This is a genomic window from Methylophilus sp. DMC14 (assembly GCF_056314085.1).
In genome coordinates this window covers 550,347-569,303 of sequence record NZ_JBQUZA010000001.1, presented here as the reverse complement: position 1 = coordinate 569,303, position 18,957 = coordinate 550,347, and the positions used below count along the sequence as shown (strand labels likewise).

The 18,957-nt window shown below is 52.5% G+C and carries 17 protein-coding genes and 3 tRNA genes; 18 read left to right on the top strand and 2 right to left on the bottom strand.

Annotated features, from left to right (window positions below; all coding sequences use genetic code 11):
- Window positions 1-6 precede the first annotated feature (6 nt).
- The 6 genes from ACT53C_RS02840 to ACT53C_RS02815 all read left to right on the top strand — a co-directional run bounded on the left by ACT53C_RS02840 (window position 7) and on the right by ACT53C_RS02815 (window position 6,276).
- Window positions 7-651 carry a type IV pilus inner membrane component PilO gene (locus tag ACT53C_RS02840; protein WP_476144718.1) on the top strand — a complete coding sequence of 215 codons (645 nt, stop codon included), beginning with the start codon at window positions 7-9 and terminating at the stop codon, window positions 649-651.
- Window positions 648-1,178: a pilus assembly protein PilP gene (locus ACT53C_RS02835; protein ID WP_476144717.1), complete on the top strand. Its 531-nt coding sequence runs from the start codon at window positions 648-650 to the stop codon at window positions 1,176-1,178. The genes ACT53C_RS02840 and ACT53C_RS02835 overlap by 4 nt, the downstream gene beginning before the upstream one ends.
- Window positions 1,175-3,445 (top strand): type IV pilus secretin PilQ, encoded by a 2,271-nt coding sequence (locus tag ACT53C_RS02830; RefSeq protein WP_476144716.1) that lies wholly within the window; start codon window positions 1,175-1,177, stop codon window positions 3,443-3,445. The genes ACT53C_RS02835 and ACT53C_RS02830 overlap by 4 nt, the downstream gene beginning before the upstream one ends.
- 81 nt (window positions 3,446-3,526) lie before the next feature.
- Window positions 3,527-4,069 (top strand): shikimate kinase, encoded by a 543-nt coding sequence (locus tag ACT53C_RS02825; RefSeq protein WP_476144714.1) that lies wholly within the window; start codon window positions 3,527-3,529, stop codon window positions 4,067-4,069.
- Window positions 4,057-5,136 carry a 3-dehydroquinate synthase gene (gene aroB, locus ACT53C_RS02820; RefSeq protein WP_476144713.1) on the top strand — a complete coding sequence of 360 codons (1,080 nt, stop codon included), beginning with the start codon at window positions 4,057-4,059 and terminating at the stop codon, window positions 5,134-5,136. The genes ACT53C_RS02825 and aroB overlap by 13 nt, the downstream gene beginning before the upstream one ends.
- Window positions 5,137-5,148: 12 nt before the next feature.
- Window positions 5,149-6,276, top strand: coding sequence for a deoxyguanosinetriphosphate triphosphohydrolase (locus ACT53C_RS02815; RefSeq protein WP_476144712.1), 1,128 nt, complete (start codon window positions 5,149-5,151; stop codon window positions 6,274-6,276).
- A gap of 85 nt (window positions 6,277-6,361) precedes the next feature.
- Here the strand turns inward: ACT53C_RS02815 and dksA are convergent, their stop codons facing one another.
- A complete protein-coding gene (gene dksA, locus ACT53C_RS02810; RefSeq protein WP_476144711.1) occupies window positions 6,362-6,784 on the bottom strand; it encodes an RNA polymerase-binding protein DksA in 423 nt (140 codons plus the stop codon).
- A gap of 142 nt (window positions 6,785-6,926) precedes the next feature.
- Window positions 6,927-7,784, bottom strand: coding sequence for a bifunctional methylenetetrahydrofolate dehydrogenase/methenyltetrahydrofolate cyclohydrolase FolD (gene folD / locus ACT53C_RS02805; RefSeq protein WP_194748984.1), 858 nt, complete (start codon window positions 7,782-7,784; stop codon window positions 6,927-6,929).
- Between the two features lie 83 nt (window positions 7,785-7,867).
- On the opposite strand from folD, the gene ACT53C_RS02800 reads away from it, so the two are divergent.
- From ACT53C_RS02800 to ACT53C_RS02745, 12 genes are all read left to right on the top strand, one after another.
- Window positions 7,868-7,944: transfer RNA gene (locus ACT53C_RS02800), tRNA-Pro, on the top strand.
- A gap of 39 nt (window positions 7,945-7,983) precedes the next feature.
- Window positions 7,984-8,060, top strand: a tRNA-Arg gene (locus tag ACT53C_RS02795).
- Between the two features lie 25 nt (window positions 8,061-8,085).
- Window positions 8,086-8,161, top strand: a tRNA-His gene (locus tag ACT53C_RS02790).
- Between the two features lie 142 nt (window positions 8,162-8,303).
- On the top strand, window positions 8,304-9,278 hold the full coding sequence (locus ACT53C_RS02785; RefSeq protein ID WP_476144710.1) for a GGDEF domain-containing protein: 975 nt from the start codon (window positions 8,304-8,306) through the stop codon (window positions 9,276-9,278).
- 109 nt (window positions 9,279-9,387) lie between these two features.
- Window positions 9,388-11,310, top strand: coding sequence for a type II secretion system protein GspD (locus ACT53C_RS02780; protein ID WP_476144709.1), 1,923 nt, complete (start codon window positions 9,388-9,390; stop codon window positions 11,308-11,310).
- Complete coding sequence (locus tag ACT53C_RS02775) at window positions 11,307-12,017, top strand: tetratricopeptide repeat protein (RefSeq protein WP_476144708.1); 711 nt, start codon at window positions 11,307-11,309, stop codon at window positions 12,015-12,017. Before ACT53C_RS02780 ends, ACT53C_RS02775 begins: the two co-directional genes overlap by 4 nt.
- Window positions 12,017-13,729: a GspE/PulE family protein gene (locus tag ACT53C_RS02770; RefSeq protein ID WP_476144934.1), complete on the top strand. Its 1,713-nt coding sequence runs from the start codon at window positions 12,017-12,019 to the stop codon at window positions 13,727-13,729. Before ACT53C_RS02775 ends, ACT53C_RS02770 begins: the two co-directional genes overlap by 1 nt.
- Window positions 13,730-13,734: 5 nt before the next feature.
- Complete coding sequence (locus ACT53C_RS02765; RefSeq protein WP_476144707.1) at window positions 13,735-14,934, top strand: type II secretion system F family protein; 1,200 nt, start codon at window positions 13,735-13,737, stop codon at window positions 14,932-14,934.
- Window positions 14,935-14,936: 2 nt separating this feature from the next.
- Window positions 14,937-16,427 carry a hypothetical protein gene (locus ACT53C_RS02760; protein ID WP_476144706.1) on the top strand — a complete coding sequence of 497 codons (1,491 nt, stop codon included), beginning with the start codon at window positions 14,937-14,939 and terminating at the stop codon, window positions 16,425-16,427.
- The gene (locus ACT53C_RS02755) at window positions 16,424-17,044 is read left to right on the top strand and encodes a hypothetical protein (RefSeq protein ID WP_476144705.1); all 621 of its coding nucleotides are present in this window, start codon (window positions 16,424-16,426) and stop codon (window positions 17,042-17,044) included. Before ACT53C_RS02760 ends, ACT53C_RS02755 begins: the two co-directional genes overlap by 4 nt.
- Window positions 17,041-18,225 (top strand): hypothetical protein, encoded by a 1,185-nt coding sequence (locus ACT53C_RS02750; RefSeq protein WP_476144704.1) that lies wholly within the window; start codon window positions 17,041-17,043, stop codon window positions 18,223-18,225. Before ACT53C_RS02755 ends, ACT53C_RS02750 begins: the two co-directional genes overlap by 4 nt.
- Window positions 18,222-18,947 (top strand): type II secretion system protein, encoded by a 726-nt coding sequence (locus tag ACT53C_RS02745; protein ID WP_476144703.1) that lies wholly within the window; start codon window positions 18,222-18,224, stop codon window positions 18,945-18,947. The genes ACT53C_RS02750 and ACT53C_RS02745 overlap by 4 nt, the downstream gene beginning before the upstream one ends.
- Window positions 18,948-18,957: the final 10 nt, after the last annotated feature.

Genomic DNA, 18,957 nt, shown 5'->3' with positions numbered 1-18,957 from the left:
CCTCGTATGCAATTGTCTGACTTTAACAATATTGATTTAAAAAATGCCGGTAACTTGCCGGTGCCAATGAAGGCGGCATTGCTGGCGATACTCGCTGCTGCCTTGCTGTTACTTGGCTACTTGTTTCTGCTCAATCCCAATCTCAAGGAATTAAAAGCAGAAAAGGAAAAAGAGCAGGGGCTGCGTGATGAATACCTGGCCAAGAAAGTCCAGGCCTTGAGAATGAATGCCTATGAGCAACAGGTGGTCGAGATTCAGCATACCTTTGGCACGCTGTTGAAACAATTGCCGGATAAATCCGAAATGGATGGCTTGCTGACCGATATCAATCAGGCCGGATTAAGCCAGGGGCTTTCATTTGAAGGCTTTGTGCCTTTGCCTGAAATATTTGCCGAGTTTTATGCCGAGAAGCCCATCAATATCAAGGTGTTGGGGCATTACCATGATCTGGGCGCCTTTGTGACAGAGGTTGCCAAGCTGTCACGCATCGTGACCTTGCATAATTTGCATATTCAGCCTGCAGGCAAAGATGACAAGCAGCCACATAAAGACATGCTGGTGATGGAGGCCGTTGCCAAAACATATCGCTATCTCGATGCCGAGGAAGTGGCGGCGCGTAAGGCGCTGGAAAGCAAGGCGGCTAAAAAATGACGATCAATCTGCAATGGATCCCGGTTGGATTGGTGCTCCTGCTGACCGCATGCGGCAGTACACAGGAGGATGATCTCACCCAGTTTATGAATGAAGCAAACCAGACCATGGTGGCGCCGATAGAGGCATTGCCACAGGTACAAGGGTTTGCGCCCAAACAATACAACGCAGACGGTGTGTTGCAGGATCCGTTTGTGCCCCGCAAGGCCGCGGTACACAACACGAATCAGCCTGACCTGAAACGGCCTAAAGAGCCGCTGGAAGCGTATCCGCTCGAAAGTCTGAAGTTTGTCGGCGTGATGAGCAAGAAAAGCATTATGTTTGCCACCATCCAAACGCCGGATAACCTTATTTACCAGGTCAGGCCGGGGTCTCATTTGGGAGAGCGGTTTGGTGTGGTCACGGCTTTGGGTGAGAACCCGCAAAGCCTGAAATATGAACTGAAGGTAAAAGAGACGATTCAAGACCCGGTTAGCGGTGAATGGTCTGAGCAAATGACAACGTTGGAACTGCAGGAACATCAATGATGAAAATATTTCCTAATCATATTATCCGATTGGCATTGCTGATCGCTATGGCTGCCCAGATTGGTTTTGTGGCAGCAGAACCAACAGACGGAAAAAACCAGCTGCAGGCCGTGGAAGCTACCTTGCAACCCGGTGCCAAGCTGAATGTGCAGTTGCAGTTGTCGCAACCATTGGCAAGCGCGCCTGTTAGCTTCACGTTAAGTAATCCGCCCAGAGTGGTTTTTGATCTGCCGAATGCCATCAATGCGACAGGGAAAAATGTGATTCCGATCAATCAGGGGGTGTTGAAATCGGTACAGATTGCGCAAAGCAATGACCGTAGTCGTGTGGTGTTGAATTTAACCAAATCCGTACAGCACCAATTGCAATTGCAGGGCGCATCCCTGATGGTCGGGTTGATTCAGGAGGCTCAGGAGGTGCCAGTCGCTGCGGCTGCAGCGAAACGCTTTTCGGAGCAAGCGTCGGGTGCAGCACATAAAATTGAGCACATTGATTTTGTGCGTGGCAGAAATGGTGAAGGCCGGATACTGGTTGATTTGTCGGATAGCCGGGTGGGCGTGAATGTACGTAATGCCGGTAAAACCGTGGTGATTGACTTCGCCGATACCGAGTTGCCTGAAGCGCTGCAACGCCGTTTAAATGTGATTAACTTTAATACCCCGGTGTTGTATGTGGATGCATTACGTCACGCGCATCAAGCGCAAATCGTGATTGAACCGCAAGGCGATTGGGAGCAGTCGGCTTACCAGACCGATAAACGGTTGGTGGTGGATATCCGTCCGCTGGCAAAAGACCCGAACAAGCTGATTCAAGGCTCCAAGCAGGGCTATGCAGGGGAGAAGTTATCGCTTAACTTCCAGCGTGTTGATGTCAGGGATGTGTTGAAAGTGATCGCTGACTTCACCGGTAAAAATATTGTGGTCAGCGATGCGGTTTCGGGCAGCGTGACCATCGGTCTGAAAGATGTTCCCTGGGATCAGGCGCTGGATGTGATCATGAAAAGCAAAGGCTTGGACATGCGCGTCAATGGCAGCGTGATCTCGATTGCGCCAGCCGAGGAGTTTGCCGCGAAAGAGAAAGCACAACTGACCGCAGAAGCCGAGCGCGAGACACTGGAAGCATTACGTACAGAAGTCTTTTCGCTCAAATATCAAAAAGCCATGGATTTCAGGAATATGCTGCTGGGGGGTGGCACAGGCAATACCGGAAGCAGTGGTGGCTCCAGCCTGTCCATGAGTGGTGGCGCTGGCAGCTCTTCAGGTGGACGGATGAACCGTATCTTGTCTCAACGTGGGAGTGTGACCTTTGATGCCAGGACAAACACGATATTTGTACAGGATACGCCGAGAAAGCTTGACGAGGTGCAGGCTATCATCAACAAGGTGGATGTGCCTGTGAAGCAGGTGATGATTGAATCACGTATGGTGATTGCCTCAAATACCTTCTCTAAAGCGTTGGGCGCAAGGTTTGGGATTACGCAAACCGGTACGCCAGGTAGCAATACTGCGCTTTCAGTGGGAGGGTCACTGGGAAATAAAGTGACTGCTGTCAGTTCGACGGGTGGATATACTATGGGTAATCAGGCAGGTACTGTTCAGGCTGTGACGGGTCTCGATAAAACATTTGGCACTGGAAAGGTTGACCCTAACGCATACTTAGTAAGCTCGAACGGTCAGCCTGATTTAATGTCAAATTTGCCTGTCGCTAATGCTTACGGAGGCGTCGCGCTCAGTTTGCTCAAGCTTTCGGCTAACTTGCTACTGAATCTGGAGTTGTCTGCACTGGAAGCCGACGCACGAGGCAAAGTCATTTCAAGTCCGCGCGTGACCACTGCCAATCAGCAAAAAGCCCGTATTGCACAAGGCGTGGAGATTCCATACCAAACTGCGACCAGTAGTGGCGCGACAGCGGTCAGTTTTAAAAAGGCCGAGTTGAGCCTGGAGGTGACGCCACAAATTACACCAGACCATAAAATTATTATGGATCTTGATGTGCGTAAGGATAGTAAAGGTGAAGATACTCCTGGTGGTGTCGCGATCAATACGCAAAATGTACAAACGCAAGTGTTAGTGGGTAACGGCGAGACCGTGGTGCTGGGTGGGATTTACGAGCAGGTGTCACGCAAGTCCACTGACAAAGTGCCGTTCTTTGGTGACTTGCCTGTGGTGGGTTATGCTTTCAAACGTAACAGTAAGCAGGAAGATAAAACGGAGTTGCTGATCTTTATCACGCCTAAAGTCATGGACGAAACGCTGGCCTTGAACTGATCATTGCATGGCTTGCTGAACGATTACTGACAGCAGACAGGCTTTGCCTTAAAATGCCCAACTGAACAGTTGGGCATTTTTATGGGTACGCAAATACCAAATAACATTTTTTTGATCGGGTTGATGGGGGCAGGCAAGACTACGGTTGGCAAATTGATTGCCAAAAGTCTGGGCAAGACCTTCTACGACACGGATCATGTCATTGAGCAGCGCACAGGCGTTAAAATCCCGACCATCTTCGAGCTGGAAGGCGAAGCTGGCTTCCGCAAGCGCGAGACCGCCACGCTAGAAGAGTTTGCGCTGCAGGAGAATATCGTGCTGGCCACAGGGGGCGGTGCCATCATCGCCCCGGAAAACCGCGAAATTCTCAAAAAATATGGCTATGTGATCTATTTGCGTGCAAATGTGAATGAGCTGTATTTGCGTACGCGCAACGATAAAAACCGACCGCTGCTACAAAATGTCGATGTCAAAGCCAAATTGGAACAATTGTTCCATGCCCGCAATCCACTCTATACCGAGACTGCTCATCTGATCGTCGATACCGGCCATCAGCCAGTCGCAGTGATTATCCAAAAAATTGAGAGCGCCCTGAAAGCGTTGGAGCCGTCATGCAAACCTTAACCGTCAGCCTGGCTGACCGTAGCTATCCTATTCATATTGGGAATGGCCTGTTACATCAGGTTGACCTGATTTTGCCCCACCTCAAGCGTAAGCAGGTGGCGATTGTCAGCAATACAACGGTCGCGCCTTTGTATATGCAGAGCATTGCCCAGCCGCTGCGAGAGGCAGGCGTGAGCGTGATTGAAATCATTTTGCCGGATGGCGAGGCCTATAAAAATAATGAGACCTTGCAAACGATTTATGATCATCTGCTGCAACACCGCTGCGAGCGGAATACCACGCTGATTGCCTTAGGTGGGGGGGTGATTGGCGATTTGACCGGCTATGCTGCGGCAACCTATTTGCGCGGCGTGCCGTTTATTCAGGTGCCTACTACTCTGCTCTCGCAGGTGGACTCCAGTGTCGGTGGTAAAACCGGCATCAACCATCCGCTCGGTAAAAACATGATAGGCGCGTTTTATCAGCCCAAGCTGGTACTGGCGGATATTGATACCTTGAGAACCTTGCCGCAACGCGAGTTGTCTGCCGGCGTGGCTGAGGTTATCAAGTACGGGCTGATTCGGGATGCTGATTTTTTTAATTGGCTGGAAACCAATATGTCCGCCCTGATGGCGCTGGATCATGCCTTAGCCAGCTATGCCATTTACCGTTCATGTCAGAACAAGGCCGAAGTGGTGGCTGCTGATGAGCATGAGCAAGGCGAGCGCGCCTTGCTCAATCTGGGCCATACGTTTGGTCATGCCATCGAAAATGCCATGGGTTACGGTGTCTGGCTGCATGGCGAGGCAGTGGCGGCGGGTACCGTGATGGCGGCTGACTTGTCGCAACGCATGGGCTGGCTGGATGCGGCACAAGTCGCGCGTATCAAAACCATCATGCACGCTGCCAGCTTGCCGGTGACTGCCCCTGATTTGGGCGCGGATGAGTATTTGCGTTTGATGCAACTTGACAAGAAAGTGGCCGATGGCCGCATTCGCCTGATTCTGCAACAGGCGATAGGCAAAGCCGTGATCACGGCTGATTACGATGCAGATAAACTTAAACAGACGCTGTCGCTGACGGCCTGATTCAGAAAGCCCATGATGACACTCGCCGTTTTTGCTGCCCATCCAGAACAGTCTCGTGGCCGCAAGGTCGGCGAGCAGGAGTCACCGTTGCGCAATGTTTTTCAGCGTGACCGCGACCGGATTATTCATTCCACGGCCTTTAGGCGACTCGAATACAAAACGCAGGTATTTGTAAACCATGAAGGTGACCTGTTTCGCACGCGTCTGACGCATAGTATCGAGGTCGCGCAACTGACACGCGGTATCGCGCGCACCTTGGGCTTGCATGAAGATTTGGCCGAGGCTATCGCGCTGGCGCATGATCTTGGGCACACCCCGTTTGGCCATGCCGGACAAGATGCGCTCAATCATTGCATGAAAGACTATGGCGGTTTTGAGCACAACCTGCAGTCCTTGCGCGTGGTCGATCTGCTGGAAAACCGCTATGCCAGTTTTGATGGCTTAAACCTCACTTTCGAAGTCCGTGAAGGCATCCTCAAACATTGCTCGCGCAAAAATGCGCAACTTCTGGGCGATGTCGGTGAACGTTTCTTGCGTGGTGAGTCGCCCAGCCTTGAGGCCCAAGTCACTAACTTTGCTGACGAAATTGCCTATAACAATCATGACGTGGATGACGGCTTACGTTCCGGCCTCATCACCATCCAACAGCTATCCAATATCCAGCTATTTGCCGAAAATATGCATGAGGTTAAAAAGCAATATGGCGAGATTGAGGAAAAACGGCTCATCCATGAAACCATCCGCCGCATGATCAATGTGCTGGTGGTCGATTTATGTCAGCATAGCCAGCAAGCGATTGCGCAGTTGAATCCGGGCAGCGTAGACGATGTGCGCAAAGCACCCGCCTATCTAGTCGGCTTTAGCCAGCCGGTCGTGCAAAAGAATCACGAATTAAAACAGTTTTTGCGTAAGCACCTCTATCAGCACTACCGGGTGAATCGCATGAGTGCCAAAGCCAGGCGGATTATTGAAGAGTTATTTAAGACCTTTATGGATAATCCGGCCTTGATGCCTGACGAGCACCAATTGGCCGCCAAGCATGATCAGGCGCGGGCGGTGGCTGATTACATTGCCGGCATGACTGACCGTTATGCCATCCGTGAGCACAAACGCTTGTTTGCGGTTGAGGAGCACTGGTAGTGCGTGGATGATGGCGATGCAATAAAACCAGTGCAATAAAAAAGCTGCCCTTAGGCAGCTTTTTTATTGCTTGATAGCTTTAGCCTTATTTGGCGACTTGTTTCTCGCGCATTTCATCCAGCGTTTTGCAGTCTATGCACAAGGTGGCGGTTGGGCGGGCTTCCAGGCGCTTGAGGCCAATTTCGACCCCGCAGCCTTCGCAGTAGCCGTAGTCACCGCTGTCAATGTTACGCAAGGTTTCGTCGATTTTCTTGATCAGTTTGCGCTCACGGTCACGGTTGCGCAGTTCCAGCGCCATGTCAGATTCCTGGCTGGCGCGGTCATTCGGGTCAGCAAAGCTAGTCACTTCGTCCTGCATGGTATGCACGGTACGATCAATGTCGTGACTCAGTTCTGCTTTCCAGTCATTCAGGATTTTGCGGAAGTGATCCTGCTGCTTTTTATTCATGTATTCCTCACCGGCGGCGGGCTGGTAAGGGGTAAAGGATTTGTTAACGGTATCTGCCATGATGGTTCCAACGAACGAAACTTCGAATAGTGAATGCCTGTAGCGGCATGGTTTATTGCATTACGTCAATCAACAATCGCGCGAGTTTACACCAGTTTCAAACCCCTGCAAAGCCTATTCGCAAGGGCAAGACTGCTTCGGCTTAAGCTTGCTCACTGAGCTCCAGCGCCTTCAAGGTATTTTCCATCAGCGTGGCTACAGTCATTGGGCCGACGCCACCAGGCACCGGCGTAATATGGCTGGCACGCTGGCTGGCAATCGCAAAGTCAACGTCGCCGGTGATCTTGCCATCAGGCAGGCGATTAATCCCAATATCGACCACAATAGCGCCAGGTTTAATCCACTCACCCTTGACCAAGCCAGGCTTGCCCACCGCGGATACAATGAGATCGGCACGACTAATATGGCTTTGTAAGTCTTTGGTGTGCCGGTGACAGCTGGTGACGGTGCACCCGGCCAACAGGAGCTCCAGGCCCATAGGGCGCCCAACGTGGTTAGACACGCCAACGACAACGGCGTCCAGCCCCTTGATCACGATCCCGCTGGCTTGCAGCATCTTTATGACTCCGTAAGGCGTGCAGGAACGTAATAAGGGCTTGCGTACCGCCAGGCGGCCTATATTGTAGGGGTGAAACCCATCCACATCTTTGCCGGGATCTATCAGCGCCAGAATGGCAGACTCATCAATATGATGGGGGAGCGGGGATTGCACCAGAATGCCGTCAGTGTCAGGGTCGGCATTCAGTGTTTGAATGAGCGCGAATAAGGCCTCTTGCGTGGTGTTGGCTGGCAGGTTATGCGCAATTGAGACGATCCCGACTTTTTCGCAAGCCAGACGCTTGTTGCGCACATAAATGGCAGAAGCCGGATCATCACCGACCAGGACAACGGCCAGGCAAGGAGCACGTTTGCCATCAACTAGCCGTTGGTCGATTTTGGATTTGATTTCTTCTAATAGTTGATTCGCAATTTGCTTGCCATCAATAATCTGAGCGCTCATGAGCAAAAAATTTGTCGTAAAAAAGATAATTTTATCACATCGAGATTGACACAAATTCGTGAAATCGGTTATATTTCTGCTTTCGGCGTGTAGCGTAGTCTGGTAGCGCGCCTGCTTTGGGAGCAGGATGTCGGGAGTTCGAATCTCTCCACGCCGACCAGTTTCTCTGGATTGCCTGATCGGCATGTAACTACTTTATCTGCTCGTAGCTCAACTGGATAGAGCACCAGCCTTCTAAGCTGGGGGTTACAGGTTCGATTCCTGTCGGGCAGGCCAAAATTTCAGCCAATTTCTCTCAGTGGTGGCTATAGCTCAGTTGGTAGAGCCCCGGATTGTGATTCCGGTTGTCGTCGGTTCGAGCCCGATTAGCCACCCCATTTTCACTTTTCTGCTTCAACCTCACAATTTAGTCCTACAAATCGGTTCTTTTCCTAATTAAGAATCATTCTTGCCTTTGTTAAAGTGTTCGAAACAACATCTGTCGAACACATGCCTAGTCATTTAAATTTGAAAAAATTTATGCAAAGCTTGATCGGCCTGACACAGGCCAGGGAGAGCCTTGCATTGGATCCAGCGCTGCTCTCGTTGATGCAGCACTGGATGTGTATTTTTGCTGCTGAGGAAAAGCCGATCCGGATGCAGGTATTGTCGCGTCGGCAGTTGGTCTCGGTGATGGACTCTCAAGATGAGATGGATCCTGCTTTTGAAGCGTGGCCTAGCGATGTTTATGCGTTGCTTTTAAATTACCTGGATCAGGAAACTCGGCAACCTGTTTGCCTGGACACTGCAGCGGGCAAATTGCACATTTTTCCGCTCAAGCAAAGTGTTGCGCATAAAAATGCCATACTGTTGATTCAGCATGCGCAGTTATCCGCAGAAGCGATCGCGCTTGTAGAACAATGTTTGCAGGTATTTAATCACTATGCCGGCTTGATTATTGAAAACGAGCGAGATGCACTGACTGGTTTGCTCAACCGCAAAACTTTTGATAAGTGTGTGAGCAAGATTTTGCTCAATGACTACAAACCAGAATTCCGGTTTCCGTTACACCATTATCTAGTCATTTTTGATATCGATTTCTTTAAAAAGATCAATGACAGCTATGGTCATTTGATTGGTGATGAAGTCTTGCTGCTTTTATCCCGGCTCATGCAGGAAACCTTTCGTGATGGCGATTTGCTGTTCCGCTTTGGTGGTGAAGAATTTGTGGGCGTGTTTTCATGTGCTGATAAAGATGACATCGTCATGCTGCTAGAGCGCTTTCAGCAAGCCCTTGCTGAATATCGTTTCCCGCAAGTTGGGCGAGTCACCATCAGTATCGGTTATTCCAAAATGTCACCGCATTTGCTGCCGAACACCGTGCTAGAGCGGGCCGATGAAGCACTCTACTATGCCAAAGAGCATGGCAGAGACCAGGTCTGTTGCTACGAATCCCTGGTTGAACAAGGCTTACTCAACTACAGCATCATTAGCGGCGAAATCGAGCTTTTTTAAACACCCTCTCTCGCACTGGTTAACCAGATTGCGCCGGATGGATTGACAGTTAACATCTATTAAAATTAATATATGTTAAAAAATGTCAATAATCATTTGGAGGGGGTTGATGCGTATTGTGCTCATCCTGTGGTTGGTGATTGGACTCGCTGCATGCAAAAGCCAGCCTCCGGGCAGCGCTATGCATGCGCAGTTGCATTTACCTTCACTGCCTTTAACCCTTCAGGCCGACAACGGTTCGGCTAGCTTCCCAGAAATTGATACGGCAGATATCGTTTCTACCCCTGCCATCAAGCCCCCCGCGCTCAAGTCGGCCATCCCCACCATCTTGATCAATCTGGTTGTCCGCGAAGCCCCCGTGCAGGAGGTCCTGTTTGCGCTGGCCCAAGAAAGCGGCCTGAATTTTGATGTGCATCCGGCCTTGATCGGTAAAGTCACTTTAAATGCGCAGCAGCAGTCGGTGCACGCGATTCTTGCGCGCATGGCCAGGCAAGTCGATATGTATTATGAATGGTCAGACGGGGTGTGGCTGGTGACACCAGACACGCCGGTGATCCGTAGCTACAAACTCAATTATGTGAACATGAGCCGCGATACCTATGGCTATATTGGCGTGGCCAGCGAAATTAACGGTTCTGGCCGTGGCGGCATGGCCGCAGCCAGTAACAGTAATGCGCAAGTGCAAGCATTGCCGGCACAAGGCGGCAGTAGTAATAGTTCCAGAACCGCAGTCACCTCTCAATCCCGCTATCACCTGTGGGAGAGCGTGGTAGACAATGTACAGCTTCTGCTGGATGAAACGGATAAAGCCGGTAGTGCACGGGCAGAAGTGATGGATCACCTGCCCGCAACCGTAATCATGCCAGCGAGCGGTTCTGATAGCGCGCCAGGCAGTGCCGCAGCCAGTGAGCTCAAAACATCAGCTGAACCCATCTTACCGTCGCCATTGCAAGAAAAGACGCAGCAAGCGCAACGCCGTTGGCGGGCTTCCAAACTGATTGCAAACGCCGAAACCGGCATCTTGACCATACGCGCCTCGCAGAGTCAGCAGGCGCAAGTCAAAGCCTATCTGGAATCTGTGATGCAGGTTGCCGCCAGGCAGGTCTTGATTGAAGCTACCATTGTGGAGGTGGAGCTGAATAAAAGTTTTCAGATGGGCATAGACTGGAGTCGCCTGTCAGCCTCGGCGCAACAACGGGGCTGGCTGCTTTCGCAATCTTTGGGCAGCGATGCGGCCCAGTTTAACCGCACCACTGGTCAGTGGGAGAGCAATAACAGTAAAAATGCCTTGGGCCAGAACAATGGCAACGTGGCGTTTATGTTGAGCTACTTAAATCCTCTCAGCCGCTTTGGTAATTTAAGTGCCAGTGTCACCTTGCTTGAGCAGTTTGGCAAAACGCGTGTCCTCTCCAGTCCCAAGCTCATGGTGCTCAATAATCAGACGGCCATTCTCAAGGTGGTCGATAACTTGGTCTACTTCACCATCCAGTCACAAATTTCGCAAAGCAGCAGTAATAGCGGTGCCAATTTGCAAGCGGTAACAACCACGGCCAATACGGTGCCGGTAGGCTTGGTCATGGCTGTCACGGCACAAATCAATAGTCGCCAGCGCGTCAATTTAAATGTCAGGCCGACGGTGTCCAAGGTTCTGCGCTATGTCGAAGACCCCAATCCGCAATTAGGCAGTGGCAGCAGTCGGATTGTGAGTAGCGTGCCCGAAATCCAGGTACGGGAAATGGAGTCTGTGCTCAATGTCGCCAGCGGCCATATCGCCGTTTTGGGCGGCCTGATGCAGGATGATCAGCGTGAATTTAGTGACCGCGTGCCTGGCCTCTCGCGATTGCCCATCATCGGTCAGGCATTTATTGGCAAAAATCAGGCCGCCAAAAAGACCGAGCTGATTGTTTTTTTGCGGCCCACTGTGATTGGTCGGGCCGATGTTAACACAGGCGACTTGCGATCCTTTCAACCCTTGCTGCCTGACGCTTTGCCTACTGATGCATTTGAAATGAATGTCGAGGAGCCATCATGATGGCTTTTCAAGCATGGCTGGCTGATTCAAAACGCCCCTTGCGCTTAAATAAAAATGCATATGCAAAATCGCTGATGGTCACCGATTGGCAGCAGCTTGAGCGGCGTATCATGGGATGGTTGTGGCTGATGCTGATCATTGCGACTTGCTGTGTAGTGCGAGAAGGCTGGGATATCTTTTCAGCGGCATCCGCGCCGGACAATCATGCTGCGCCCCGATGGGTAGATGCAAAGCCATTCGTCACTCCGGTTGAGCCGTCACCAATCGGTGAGCAAAAGTCTGCATTGCAGGAGGGACCTAGTGTATTTGCTTTACATGCGCCAGCAAAAGCTGAGCAACCTTCCGTAGCCACCCCCAGTCAGAGTGAGCCTGCGCAGAGCCCATCACCCTCACCCCGTCAAAATACCCCGCCTCGTTGGGTTATGCAGGTACAGCGTGGACCATTGCCGACCTTGTCATCCATCAGCTTGTTGGCGCAGGCGCGTACGGCATTACAGCAGGAGAAACTGCAAAATGCGCAGCCTCTTTATGCGCAACTGTTGGTGCAAGATCCGCATCAACTCGAGGCATTGGTCGGCATGCTTTATATCAGCCAACGGCTGGGTGATCAGGCGCAATACGAGCACTATTGGCTGCGCGTTCGGCAACTGATGCCAGGGGTCGAAGCCAATGCTGCTTTATTTGCGCAACTACTGGAGCAAGAGTGATGCGGATTGGAGAGTGGATGCTGGCGAAAGGCATGATTACTTCGGATCAGCTTGATATCGCACTCATCGAGCAACGCAAGCAGCAATTGTTGCTTGGCCAGCAGTTGGTTAGGCTGCACTTTGTCACCGACGCTATGGTGAGAGATGTGCTGGCCCAGCTCCATGTGCAAGAGAGTGTGGATTTGCAGCATGTGATGCCCGACCCGGCGTGGATCGCCAAAGTGCCAGAAACCTTTGCCAGGCAACATCGCTTGTTACCGCTTGATCTGACACCAGACCAGCAATCGTTGCGGATTGCGGTACAGGATCACCAGAACGCACACGCGATTGAAGCACTGAAACATTTATTAGGCGGTGGCATTGCGCTGTCGCCTGTTCTGGCGACCGAAGTCCAGATAGAGCAGGCGCTGGATCGGTGTTATGGACATAGCCTGTCGCTGGAGCGCTTGTTGCAGGAAATCGAGCAGCAAGAGGCTGCAGTTAGTCTTTCGCCGGTGGCTTCCGCCTCTCATCCCGTGATCCGGCTGGTGGATGCCATCTTGGTCGATGCCGTCAAACAAGGCGCCTCGGATATCCACTTCGAGCCTGAACAAGCGTTTGTCAGGATACGCTACCGCATTGATGGCGTGCTTTGGCAGATCCGCTGTTTGCACGATCGCTATTGGCCCGCCATGTGTGTGCGCCTCAAAGTCTTGGCTGGCATGGATATCGCTGAGCAGCGTATGCCGCAAGACGGCCGCGTGAATCTGTTCTTGTGCGGGCGCGAGGTGGATTTCAGGGTCTCCAGTCATCCTACCCTGCATGGTGAAAACCTGGTACTGCGCGTGTTGGACAGGCATAAATCCATTATTCCGCTGTCGCAGATGGGTATACGCTGCGCGCAGTTGGCGTCTTTAAAGGCCATGCTGGCAAAACCGGAGGGCTTGTTAATCGTGACGGGCCCGACCGGGAGTGGTAAAACCACCACACTGTATTCCATGCTAGGGCATCTCAATCAGACCGGGGTGAATATCATGACCTTGGAAGATCCGGTTGAGTATCCGCACCATTTAATGCGGCAAACCTCCGTCAACGAAGCCAATAAGGTGGATTTTGTCACCGGTGTGCGCGCCATTTTGCGACAAGACCCCGACATTATGCTGATTGGCGAGGTCAGAGATGAAGCCACGGCCGCTATGGCGGTGCGCGCCGCCATGACCGGACATCTGGTGATGACCACCTTGCATACCAATCATGCCGCAGCTGCCTTTTTGCGCTTGCAGGATTTGGGGATTCAGCCGCAGACCCTGGCCGGTTGCCTGGTTGGGGTCGTTGCCCAGCGCTTATTGCGACGCTTATGTCAACACTGCAAGCGCCAAGCCTCCCCGGACCCACACCTTTTAGCCATGTTTCAATACATCGATTCAGCGTGCATCCCTGAAAGTTTCACGTGTTTTGAAGCGGTTGGTTGTCAGCATTGTCGACAAAGTGGTTATCAAGGCCGGACTGTGGTGATGGAAATTTTGTCCATGCATTCTGGCTTGGAGGAGGCGCTCACGCCACTCTCGCTGCCAAGGTTACAGCAGAACGCACGATTATATGGTTACACCACGCTGGCCGAGGAGGGGGTGCGATTAGTGATGGCAGGTGAAACCAGTCTGCAAGAATTAAAAAGAGTGGTCGATTTAAGTGTGCTTGAGGCCAATGTGCTGGATGTAAGCCGCCCCATTTGAAACGTATGACGAGCTACCGATACACTGCGATTGATAAGACGGGCCACTTAACACGGGGCTATGTCACCTCCGACTCTGAAGAGGCGCTGGCTGCATCCCTGCAGCAGCAAGGCTTGGAATTGCTGACGGTGAAGCTGGGTGAGCCATTGCGCTGGCGACAGCCACGCGTGCACCCCAAAATGTTGATCGTATTTTGTGTGCAGCTGGAGCAGCTATTGCAAGCCGGCTTGCCTCTCTGTCAGGCCATTGCGGTCTCGGCAGAACAAGCCGAACAGGCGGTGATGGTCGAGGCCTTACGTGGTTTGTTGCGCGATCTTGAGGCGGGCAAATTACTTTCACAAGCGTTGCAAGCGCAGCCCAAGGTCTTCCCAGCCTTGTTTTATCAACTGGTCAATGCCGGTGAGCGGACGGGTCAGCTCCCTGAAACATTTGGGCAATTGAAGGCCACCCTCACGTGGCAATTTGAGCTGAGCGCGCAAATCAAGCGCGGTCTGAGCTATCCTGCCGTGTTATGCGTGATGGTGATGATCGCCGCATACGTGATGCTGACCTTTCTGGTGCCGCAAATGGCAGGATTTTTGCAAAGCCTGGGGCAGTCTCTGCCATGGAGTACACGATGTTTGTTGGCCCTGTCGGAGGGTGTCATGCACTATGGGGCTTATCTGCTATTGGCGATATTGCTGTCCCTGGGGAGTGTGACTCTAATCGTGCGGCGCTCGGAAAAATGGGCTTATAAATGGGATAGCCTGATGTTGCGATTGCCGGTGTTTGGCCGCTTGCTAAGAGCGTGGGTGATCACGCGGCTGTGCAGGTTTCTTGGATTGATGTACCAGGCCGGGATTCCGCTGTTACAGGCATTGCAATGGTGCCAGCCCTTGCTGACGCAGCGTGTTATGGCCCGCGCACTTGAGGATGTGTCTGCGCGCGTACAGGCCGGTGAAAGCCTCACCGCCAGCTTTGCGGCTACCGGGCAGTTTCCGCCACTGATGCTACACCTGCTCAAGGTGGGTGAAACCACAGGTGGACTGGATCGCATGTTGTTTCAGTTGGCTGACTATTATGACCGGGACGTGCAAGCGCGGATTCAGTCGCTATTGCGTATGTTGGAGCCCGCGCTGACCATTTCACTGGGTTTGATGTTGCTGTTTTTGATGGCCGCCGTCATGTTGCCGGTCTATGACAGCTTTTCAACCATCAGGTACTAAAGATGTCCGGCCAGCGTTTCATTCTCCTGATCGATGCGCAAGCATGGCGGCTGGTCTTATTTAAGCGCAATCAGTATTGCGAGCTGCGTTCGTTTGGTCCAGATGAAGCAGGGCTAGCGGCCATGTTAGGGTGGATGCAAACTTTCCCAGGCGCGCGCGTGGCGGTGTTAACCGATCTGCCAGAGGAGCACTATCACCTTGAGCTGATGCCTGTGGTGCGAGGGGCGGCTGGTCGTGCACTACTCAAGCGCAAGCTGGCGGCTTGGCCACATGCACAAGGCTTGCATACCGCCTTTCTGCTGGAGACGATCAAGACGAGCCGTTTAGAAAACCGTTTTTTGTTTGCCGGGCTGTTTTCCCCACCACTGACCCACTGCTTGCCCGCGCTGCAAGCGGCAGCACTCAGCCTGCAAGGCATTTACACGCAGGCAATATTGTTGCCATATTGCTTGCCTGCAAACGCTCAACGCCTGAGTGATTGTATCTGTGTGCACGCTGAGCATACGACCCTGTACTTGAGTTATTTCAAGCATCAACGGTTGTGTTTAAGGCGCCGCCTTTCAATGCCAACACAAGGGATACACGATGTGGCTTCTGTGATCCCGGCGCTGACTCAGTTGCATCGTGAGCTGGTTAGCCAGTTTGGCTTATCCGAATCTGCAAGTCTGCCGGTGTTTTGCATCATTGCAGAAATACAGCAGGCTGAGAGGCTCACCTTCCCCGCACCTTTTCAATATCAACCTCTGACTGAGGCCGCGCTCATTGCGGCCGTGGGTCAAGGCTCGCTCCCTACCGGTCTCCGCGCGGTCGAGTGGGTCGCCATGCATGCGATATTGGCAGACCAGGCGCTCCCTAACTTGGCCCCTGAGGTCAGTCTCTTGCCAGAGAAACTCAAGCGGTTACAACGAAATATCCACGTGGCAGGCGTGGGGCTTGCGTTGCTATTGGCGCTGCTAGCCGGCTTCAATGCGCTGGCAACTCAGCAAATGAATACGCAAGCCGGGCTGGTGAAGGCCCAGCTGGATGAGCCAGAGGCGATGCCATTCGCCGGGGGACTGCGCGCTGAACAATTGTCAGCGATTCATGCCTTAACCCGCACGATGCAAGCGATCAGCGCCTCCACCCGATTACCCGATCAAGCCTTGCATGACTTGCAGTCGATACTCAATGGCTTGCGTGATTGGCAACTGATCCGACTCGAATGGCAGGCGGAGCCTCCTGAATCAGCAGACCCTGATGCGCATCAAACTCAGTCATTGAAAATGACTTTTCAACAACGAGAAACAAGTCAGCACACGCGTGCCGTACTTGAATGGCAGCAGTTGGTGCAGCGTTTAAATCAGTTGCCATCAGTCAAGCAGCTGCAAACAGAGAACTCCAGTCAGCAAAGCACGACGAATGGTCGCCAGGGCAGTACAGATCCGCTAGCCATGCTGGGGTTGCAGCCGATGCTCACGCTCACTTGGGCAGCCGTGCAACAGGAGGGGTGGTGATGGTTCTGCAAGTTTGGGCGGCATTAAAACAAACCTTATTGTTTTGGTTAGGCGTGATGAGCTTGTTAGTGGTGTGTACCCTGTTGCAGTATCAAAGACGTGAAGAAGCCGAACAAGTCTTGTCTCAACTAGAGGCACAGTGGCAGCAACGCCAACAACAAGCGGCTTATCAGCAGCATTTTGCTGCAGAGATCGCTACCTATTTGGCGCTTCGCGAGCAATGGCAAAACATCGGGGTGATGTCGCCCTTGAATGTGCCTGCATGGGAAAAGTCCCTTGCCGAAATGCAACAGGCATCTGGTTTGAGTCATCTTCGCTATGAGTTCTTGCCGACCACTCCTTGTGACCTTGCCCTGTGTTTGCCGCAAGCATCCTCTGGCCAGCAAGCCGACATCAAAGTGATGCTTAGCCGTCTACAGCTCGCATGGTCGGTCAAGCATGAAGCAGACATATTGGCATGGTTACAAGCGTTGGCCAAACAATATGCAGGTGCGATTAAAGTCCATCATTGTGTCTGGACAGTGACGCCGTCATTCGTTCAGATTGATGCGCAATGTGAGCTTCATCTGTTTAATTTCCCTGACGTGTTTCCCAATCCGTCATCTGTACAGCCATGATTGTTTATTCACATTTTCAAAGAGGAATTGCGATCTGGGCGCTTTTGCTGCTGTTGTCCGGCATGGCGGGCATGCTGGTTTATCCCTTGGTGGGCCGTGAGTTTTCCAGTCAGGCGTCGTTGCACAAAACCATGACGGCCTTGGCCAAGGCCGAGCAGGCCTTGCTTGCCTATGCGCAGCAACCCTTGGGCACCACGCCTTGTGAGTTGAATTGCCCTCGCCCGGGCGATTTGCCTTGCCCAGACCGCAATAACGACGGCATTGCCGAAACCTCATGCAGTAACTCCGCCCGCTTGGGCAGGTTACCCTGGAAAACACTGGGTTTAGGCGACTTGCGTGATGGCAGTGGCGAGCGCTTGTGGTACGCAGTGTCAGAGCGCTATAAAAATAATCCGCGCCTGCGTCCTTTGAATCTGGACACGCAGGGCAGCTGGAGCGTGATGGCCAACAGTGGGCCGACTTGGGATGCAAATGTGGGCAATGGCGTTGTGGCTGTGGTAATTGCTCCCATGCAGCCGCTGTTGAGGCAGGATGGCTGGCAGCAACGCCGCTTGCAGCCTGACGATGGTGCTAAGGAGTATCTGGATATTGAGGGGACCTTGGATAATGCCAACCCGACAGAGTACAGCGATCACGGCTTTGTCATGTCGCCTCCGACTACACAATTTAATGACGTGGTCTGGCCAATCTCGGCCAGCCGCATGCATCAAGTCATGCAAAAGCAGGTGTTATCAGAGCTTAAGCGAGCATTTACTTGCACGTCCAGGCCATGTCCACCTTTACCTGTGCCAGCATCCATTTCAGACACGAGTTGTTTAGGTGCACAATCATTGCAAGCTGGGCAATGTATGTCTGCTCAAACGACTACGCTGGGCCGCTTGCCGGTCGATGGCGACCTGCACGGCCCACTTGCAAATCAGGCCACGCTGGATGGTCAGGCCATGCATCACTGGTTTCAGCAAAATGGCTGGCGGGAGCAGGTGTTTTATCTGCCGCGGTCCTCGCAAGTGCTCTTAATTGTGTCCGGCGAGATGTTAGCCGGGCAATTACGACAGACGGCTACGCAAAAAAGTGAGTATGCCAATTTTATCGAGATGTCGACAGTCGCTGCGCTGGGTCTGACTGGCGTCACCGCATGGGATGCACCCAGCAATGATGAGTTGGAGCAAATTGCCAGATGAAGGACATCAGCGCGCATTTGCCTCGACCGCAATCCACCCTGTATGGCTTCAGCCTGCTTGAAATGGCGATCGCCTTGGTGATTTTAAGCCTGATGATGGGCTGGCTCATGACGCCCCTCAAGGTGCAATACGGATTGCAAAAATATCAGCAAACCGAACAGCGGCTGAATACGGCGCAACAGGCCTTGCTTGGCCATGCCCTGATTTATCATTACCTGCCGTGTCCTGATACCGACCAGCCGCCCGATGGGTGGGAAAATGTATTATCCAACCAGACCTGCGCCAGTGATGAGGGCTGGTTGCCATCGCAGCAATTAGGGGTAGTCGCCACCGATGCCTGGGGCCGTTTCTTTCGCTATCGCGCAGACAGCACGTTTACTCATCACAGCCAGTGGTTCTCGGTAGCCGCGGCCGAAGGTGCCAGCAATATTCAAGTCAGCAGTGAGACGGGCCCGGCCACCAGCGGGCCTAGCCGACCGGCGGCGATTATCCTTTCACATGGCGAAAACGGGCTGGGTGGCATACAATCCGTGTCTGGCGGCGGCGCTTATGCCATGCCCGTACCCGAGCACGCGGATGAGCGCGAAAATGCAGATGGCGACCTGGCCTTTGTTGATCAGGCACAACAACAAACCGGTACGGCCGTGTTTGATGACCGGCTGATCATGCTGTCGCCCAAGGTGTTGATTCAGCAAATGGTACAAGCGCAACGCCTGCCATGAATAATTGGAA

Coding starts and splice junctions, on each gene's coding strand:
- ACT53C_RS02840 (WP_476144718.1), top strand. CDS start 7: ATGCAATTGTCTGACTTTAACAATATTGATTTAAAAAATGCCGGTAAC.
- ACT53C_RS02780 (WP_476144709.1), top strand. CDS start 9,388: ATGCGTATTGTGCTCATCCTGTGGTTGGTGATTGGACTCGCTGCATGC.
- ACT53C_RS02750 (WP_476144704.1), top strand. CDS start 17,041: ATGATTGTTTATTCACATTTTCAAAGAGGAATTGCGATCTGGGCGCTT.
- folD (WP_194748984.1), bottom strand. CDS start 7,784: ATGAGCGCTCAGATTATTGATGGCAAGCAAATTGCGAATCAACTATTA.
- aroB (WP_476144713.1), top strand. CDS start 4,057: ATGCAAACCTTAACCGTCAGCCTGGCTGACCGTAGCTATCCTATTCAT.
- ACT53C_RS02825 (WP_476144714.1), top strand. CDS start 3,527: ATGGGTACGCAAATACCAAATAACATTTTTTTGATCGGGTTGATGGGG.
- dksA (WP_476144711.1), bottom strand. CDS start 6,784: ATGGCAGATACCGTTAACAAATCCTTTACCCCTTACCAGCCCGCCGCC.
- ACT53C_RS02760 (WP_476144706.1), top strand. CDS start 14,937: ATGTCCGGCCAGCGTTTCATTCTCCTGATCGATGCGCAAGCATGGCGG.
- ACT53C_RS02830 (WP_476144716.1), top strand. CDS start 1,175: ATGATGAAAATATTTCCTAATCATATTATCCGATTGGCATTGCTGATC.
- ACT53C_RS02815 (WP_476144712.1), top strand. CDS start 5,149: ATGATGACACTCGCCGTTTTTGCTGCCCATCCAGAACAGTCTCGTGGC.
- ACT53C_RS02745 (WP_476144703.1), top strand. CDS start 18,222: ATGAAGGACATCAGCGCGCATTTGCCTCGACCGCAATCCACCCTGTAT.
- ACT53C_RS02770 (WP_476144934.1), top strand. CDS start 12,017: ATGCGGATTGGAGAGTGGATGCTGGCGAAAGGCATGATTACTTCGGAT.
- ACT53C_RS02835 (WP_476144717.1), top strand. CDS start 648: ATGACGATCAATCTGCAATGGATCCCGGTTGGATTGGTGCTCCTGCTG.
- ACT53C_RS02785 (WP_476144710.1), top strand. CDS start 8,304: ATGCAAAGCTTGATCGGCCTGACACAGGCCAGGGAGAGCCTTGCATTG.
- ACT53C_RS02775 (WP_476144708.1), top strand. CDS start 11,307: ATGATGGCTTTTCAAGCATGGCTGGCTGATTCAAAACGCCCCTTGCGC.
- ACT53C_RS02765 (WP_476144707.1), top strand. CDS start 13,735: ATGACGAGCTACCGATACACTGCGATTGATAAGACGGGCCACTTAACA.